Origin of the sequence: Allobosea sp. AAP35, from assembly GCF_001295925.1 — a bacterium.
In the GTDB taxonomy this organism is placed as follows: domain Bacteria; phylum Pseudomonadota; class Alphaproteobacteria; order Rhizobiales; family Beijerinckiaceae; genus Allobosea.
Map to the genome: position 1 here is coordinate 1 of NZ_LJHQ01000078.1, position 4,168 is coordinate 4,168.

At 56.7% G+C, this 4,168-nt stretch carries 4 protein-coding genes and 2 pseudogenes; 5 read left to right on the forward strand and 1 reads right to left on the reverse strand.

The window, feature by feature from the left end; translation table 11 throughout:
- Window positions 1-105, forward strand: a pseudogene (locus tag IP69_RS22035) (IS481 family transposase); the annotation flags it as partial.
- 4 nt (window positions 106-109) lie between these two features.
- Here IP69_RS22035 and IP69_RS21605 read toward each other — a convergent pair.
- Window positions 110-882 (reverse strand): IS5 family transposase gene (locus IP69_RS21605; protein ID WP_156323591.1). Its coding sequence is split into 2 segments (ribosomal slippage): window positions 110-573 and window positions 573-882, totalling 774 coding nucleotides; the frame shifts between segments, so codons are not numbered across the junction.
- A 203-nt stretch (window positions 883-1,085) separates the two neighbouring features.
- Here IP69_RS21605 and IP69_RS21610 point away from each other — a divergent pair.
- From IP69_RS21610 to IP69_RS22580, 4 genes and pseudogenes are all read left to right on the forward strand, one after another.
- The gene (locus tag IP69_RS21610) at window positions 1,086-2,333 is read left to right on the forward strand and encodes a class I SAM-dependent methyltransferase (RefSeq protein WP_082359517.1); all 1,248 of its coding nucleotides are present in this window, start codon (window positions 1,086-1,088) and stop codon (window positions 2,331-2,333) included.
- A gap of 196 nt (window positions 2,334-2,529) precedes the next feature.
- A complete protein-coding gene (locus IP69_RS20810; RefSeq protein ID WP_156323590.1) occupies window positions 2,530-3,933 on the forward strand; it encodes a hypothetical protein in 1,404 nt (467 codons plus the stop codon).
- 12 nt (window positions 3,934-3,945) lie between these two features.
- Window positions 3,946-4,011 (forward strand): annotated as a pseudogene (locus tag IP69_RS22575) (hypothetical protein); the annotation flags it as partial.
- Window positions 4,012-4,094: 83 nt separating this feature from the next.
- A partial coding sequence (locus IP69_RS22580) for an ATP-binding protein (RefSeq protein ID WP_349236313.1) occupies window positions 4,095-4,168 on the forward strand: 74 nt, incomplete at its 3' end.

Sequence of the window (4,168 nt, forward strand, 5' to 3'; positions counted from 1 at the left end):
CTGAAAGGCCTCACGCCTTATGAGTTCATCTGCAAGCGCTGGGCTGCTGAGCCTCATCGCTTCAGGCTAAACCCGCTCCACCAGATGCCGGGACTAAACACCTAGGACTTCAGCCCTTCCTCAGCACCAAACAAGGCGGCCCTCGCCGGAGGCGTACTGCGAGCTGCACGAACCCGAGGAAGCTGGACGCGAGCTTGTAGTAGCGGGTCGCCACGCGGCGTGAGTGCTTGATCTTGTTGAAGAAGCGCTCGATGCGATTGCGCATGGCGTAGGCCGCCTTGTCGATCGTCCGCTGCGCCCTTCGGTTCGACCTGGTCGGGATCACCGGGTCGATGCCGCGCCGTTCGAGATCGGATCTGATGGCGTCGCTGTCATGACCCTTGTCGCCGAGCATCGCCTCTGGCAGTGGCGCGTCCTCCGCCATGAGATCGTCGTAGGCCGTCATGTCGGAGGCCTGGCCGGGCGTCACGTGGAAGCCGACCGCCAACCCTTCCGCATTCGCTCTGGTATGAACCTTGGTCGTGAGCCCAGCGCGCGAACGGCCAATACAGTTTCTCTGAATCCCCCCCTTCCGCCGGCGCCGTGCTGATGCACCCGGACAATGGTGGAATCGAACATTTGCAGCGTGTTGTCAGAGGCTGGGCTGTCGGATAGCGCCGCCAGCATCACGTCCCAGACGCCAGCCTCGGTCCAGCGTCGATACTGCCGGTGGACCGAGTTCCAGTTGCCGAACTCGGGCGGCAAGTCACGCCATGGCACATCCGTGCGCGTCACATACAGCACGCCGTCGAGCACCCGCCGATGGTCCATCGGCCGCCGCCCGCCCTGCGTCCGGTTCTCAATCAGGAAAGGCGCGAAGAACGCCCATTCCGCGTCGCTCATAAGCCCGCGCAGCACCGCTGCCCTCCCCAAAAAGCAGCGTTGAATCAGACATCAGCCGATTTGGAAATCCCGTTTGTCCACACGACCTATTGCGCGACTCAAACCTCTATGATGAATATCAGTACCTTGCGACCAGCCTTGTGAGAAGCGATATCATATTCTACGTTTTTGCCTAAGGCGTTTCACTGCATGTGGATCCGACAATGACTGCCCCAAGTTTTTGCGCCAGAAGCGAAGATGATGAGCAGAGGTCCTTTATCCCCTTGGCGCGACCGAGGAGCGCGCTTCCATTCGACGGCGAACGCTACACCACCGCCGTGACTGGCCGCATCGAGCACGAGCACTTACTGCGCTATCTATTTGCGCGAAGTTTCTGCGGAGATTGCGTGGTGCTGGATGTCGCATCGGGGGAGGGGTATGGCGCGGCTTTGCTAGCACAGGTTGCCCGAAAAGTAGTCGGGGTTGACCTGTCTCAGGAGGCTGTTGCTCATGCTCAGAAGGCTTACGCATCATCGAATCTAAGTTTTTGTCGAGGTACCTGTCTATCTCTGCCAATTGCTTCAAATTCCGTCGATGTTGTTATAAGCTTTGAGACTATCGAACATATCGAAGAGCACGAATTGTTATTTTCTGAATTTAAACGCGTGATGCGTCGGGATGGAATTTTGATTATATCCACACCTGATAAGATTGTGTATTCGCAAGAAACTGGTTATGATAACCCATTTCATAAACGAGAACTGACTCGTCATGAATTCGCGAGTGTTATTAAAAAGAATTTCTCTCACTCTTTATTTCTTGGGCAAAATTCTGGGTCAGTTTCGATTATGGCTCCTATTTCACAATACTCTTGTTCCCCTGATATATTTTTTCGTTCGTCTGAAAATATCGTCCAGGATAAGGTTCTAAGCAAGCCGCGCTTCGTTGTCAGCGTTGCGAGCGATAACGCATTGCCTGCGATCGCTGGAAGCATTTTCTTCGAGGCGGATACCGCCAAGAAATATAGTGCAGATGACGAAGTAAGGCAAGCGCTGGCGCGTGCCGGAGAACTGGAAGGACCGGTCCTGCGTGAGGTTTTCTCCATGGTCACATCGCTCCCGAAGCCCGGGCCTAGAACTGGGCTCGAACGCGTGCAGAACGATCTCGTCGTTACCGCCCATGACGAGGACCCGAGGCTTGAACTGCCTCTAGCCAAAACGTTGTCTCAATGGCTAATAGTGAGAGCCGTATTAGTCGTCGAGGAAACATGCGTGGCGCAGGTTTACTTCCGCAGCGTTAGAGAGGAGGCTATCAATCCTAATTTTGCTCTCTACCGTAAACTGGAACCAGGCGTGAACCGACTGCATCTGCTCCTCAGCGCTGAAGCGCCGATAAATTTCATTCGGTTCGATCCCACCGATCGCCCCGCCCGTATCGTCATCCGAGATTTGGCCGTACTTGCCCCCAGCTAAAACTGGTCTGCCGTTCTCCGTTCGCCTGGGGCGTTGTTGCGGTCAGAGAGAATCTCGCGCGGGTTGTTGGCAACAAGTACTACGTTGTCCGTCCATCGCCATTCGACTATGCGACACGGCTCTGGCATCCTTGGTGACGTTGACTTGCTGTGAGCGACGGCTGGATGCTAATCTATGGGAAGCCGCCGGAGGGATAATGCTAACGAAAACAACTCTCCATCGTCGTGAGACGTTGCATGGCGTTTTTGCCCTGGCAACGATGGCGGTCGCGCCCTGGCAGGCCATTGCCAAAACGCCGGCGGCCGGATCCGAAGCTCACCCATTCGTTTTCACTGATCGCGACTCGCTCAGCCATTTCATAGGGTGCGATAGCCCTTCGACCAAAGCCGCCCTGCGGATGTTGGAGCAGCGTTGCGTAAGTTACCTTAGGGAAGTCGCGAAATATAGCCAGCCGTTCACGGGTTGCAACCTCTCAACCTATTACCAAGATTTTACCAACGAGCATCGAGGAGCGACCGAGGTACTGTCGACATTCGCGACCTACGCCTATCTCAGCGAGATCGGTCGGAGCGGGTTCGGCCAAGAGAAGCTCGCCAGCCAAGCACTCCAAGGCGCTCGTGAGATTCTATTGTCTTGGGCCCGCTCGGGTATCCGGGACGGTGCTCGCTTCCGCGGAGCTCTTAGCCAATATTGCGATGAAAAGGGTACCAGCTCGCTGGATACGAGATTTGCAATCGGCCTGACCTTCGGTCGCGGCACTCCCGCTCTTGTCAATGCAGTGGATTTACTTTTGGCGCTCTCGGTTTTTACGAGCGAGGAGGCTGACAATGTCGACCGGTTCCTCTCCGAAATCGCGTCGCTAATTACACACTCGTCCAATTTTCGTGCGCAACGCTCCAATCTTGATTGCAACCGTTTTAGCAATCATGTCAGCATCCACCTCGCAGCGCTCGCATCCATTGCGCGCCTGCGTCACGACCGACAAGGTCTGGCCGAAATCGCGCTCGGGCAAGGAGGCGCGATTGCAATTTCCTGGTCGCAGCAGGTGGCGAAAGCGATTTATGGACCGGGGCAAACTATCCTGAATTGTTACAAGCCCGGAGAGAGTTGGGAATTCACGCAAACTGTCACACCGCAAGCGGGTGAGATCGTCGATCGATACCGCGCTCGACAAGAGCAGACTTTCGGATATCCGATGTTCTCGCTCACGTACCTGCTGCTGACGCTAAAGGTCCTAAGTCGATCGAACCTGCGGAATGTCGCCGCGATAGCCGAAGCTCAGGCACGTATTACGTCAGCGCTGGACTATTATGGAGCCTATTTCGCCCGCTATCTGAGCGCTGAAGAAGTCAGAATGCCTGCGAACTTCCAATACCCGGGAGCCAATCAATACGCCGGCAAGCTGCTGAGCAGAACGGCGGCCGCGACGATTACAGGGTCCGATGGGCATCTCCTGCCATTTCTCATCGCCGCGCCTCTGATGCCCGGCAATGTCACGGTAAAAGCCGTTATTGCCCGGGCAAAGCAGTATCCCCCGCACCGCCCCTTCTCCGCAGTCACCAGCCTGTACCTGACTGATGTATGCACGGCGGTGCTTTAGGGGCTAGGGCAAATGCGCCTGGCGCGCTTGCCCTTCGTGCGCGACCTCACCGGCTTCGACTTCGGGGCCCAGCTGTCCCTCGACAAGGCGCAGATCCGCGAGATCGCGACGGGTCGCTTCATCGCCAATGGCGAAGCGATTCGCTCCTGGGCCCGCCGGGTGTGGGCAAGACCCATCTGGCGGTTGCGCTCGGGCGCGAAGCCATCGTCACCGGCTACTCGGTCCTGTTCACGCC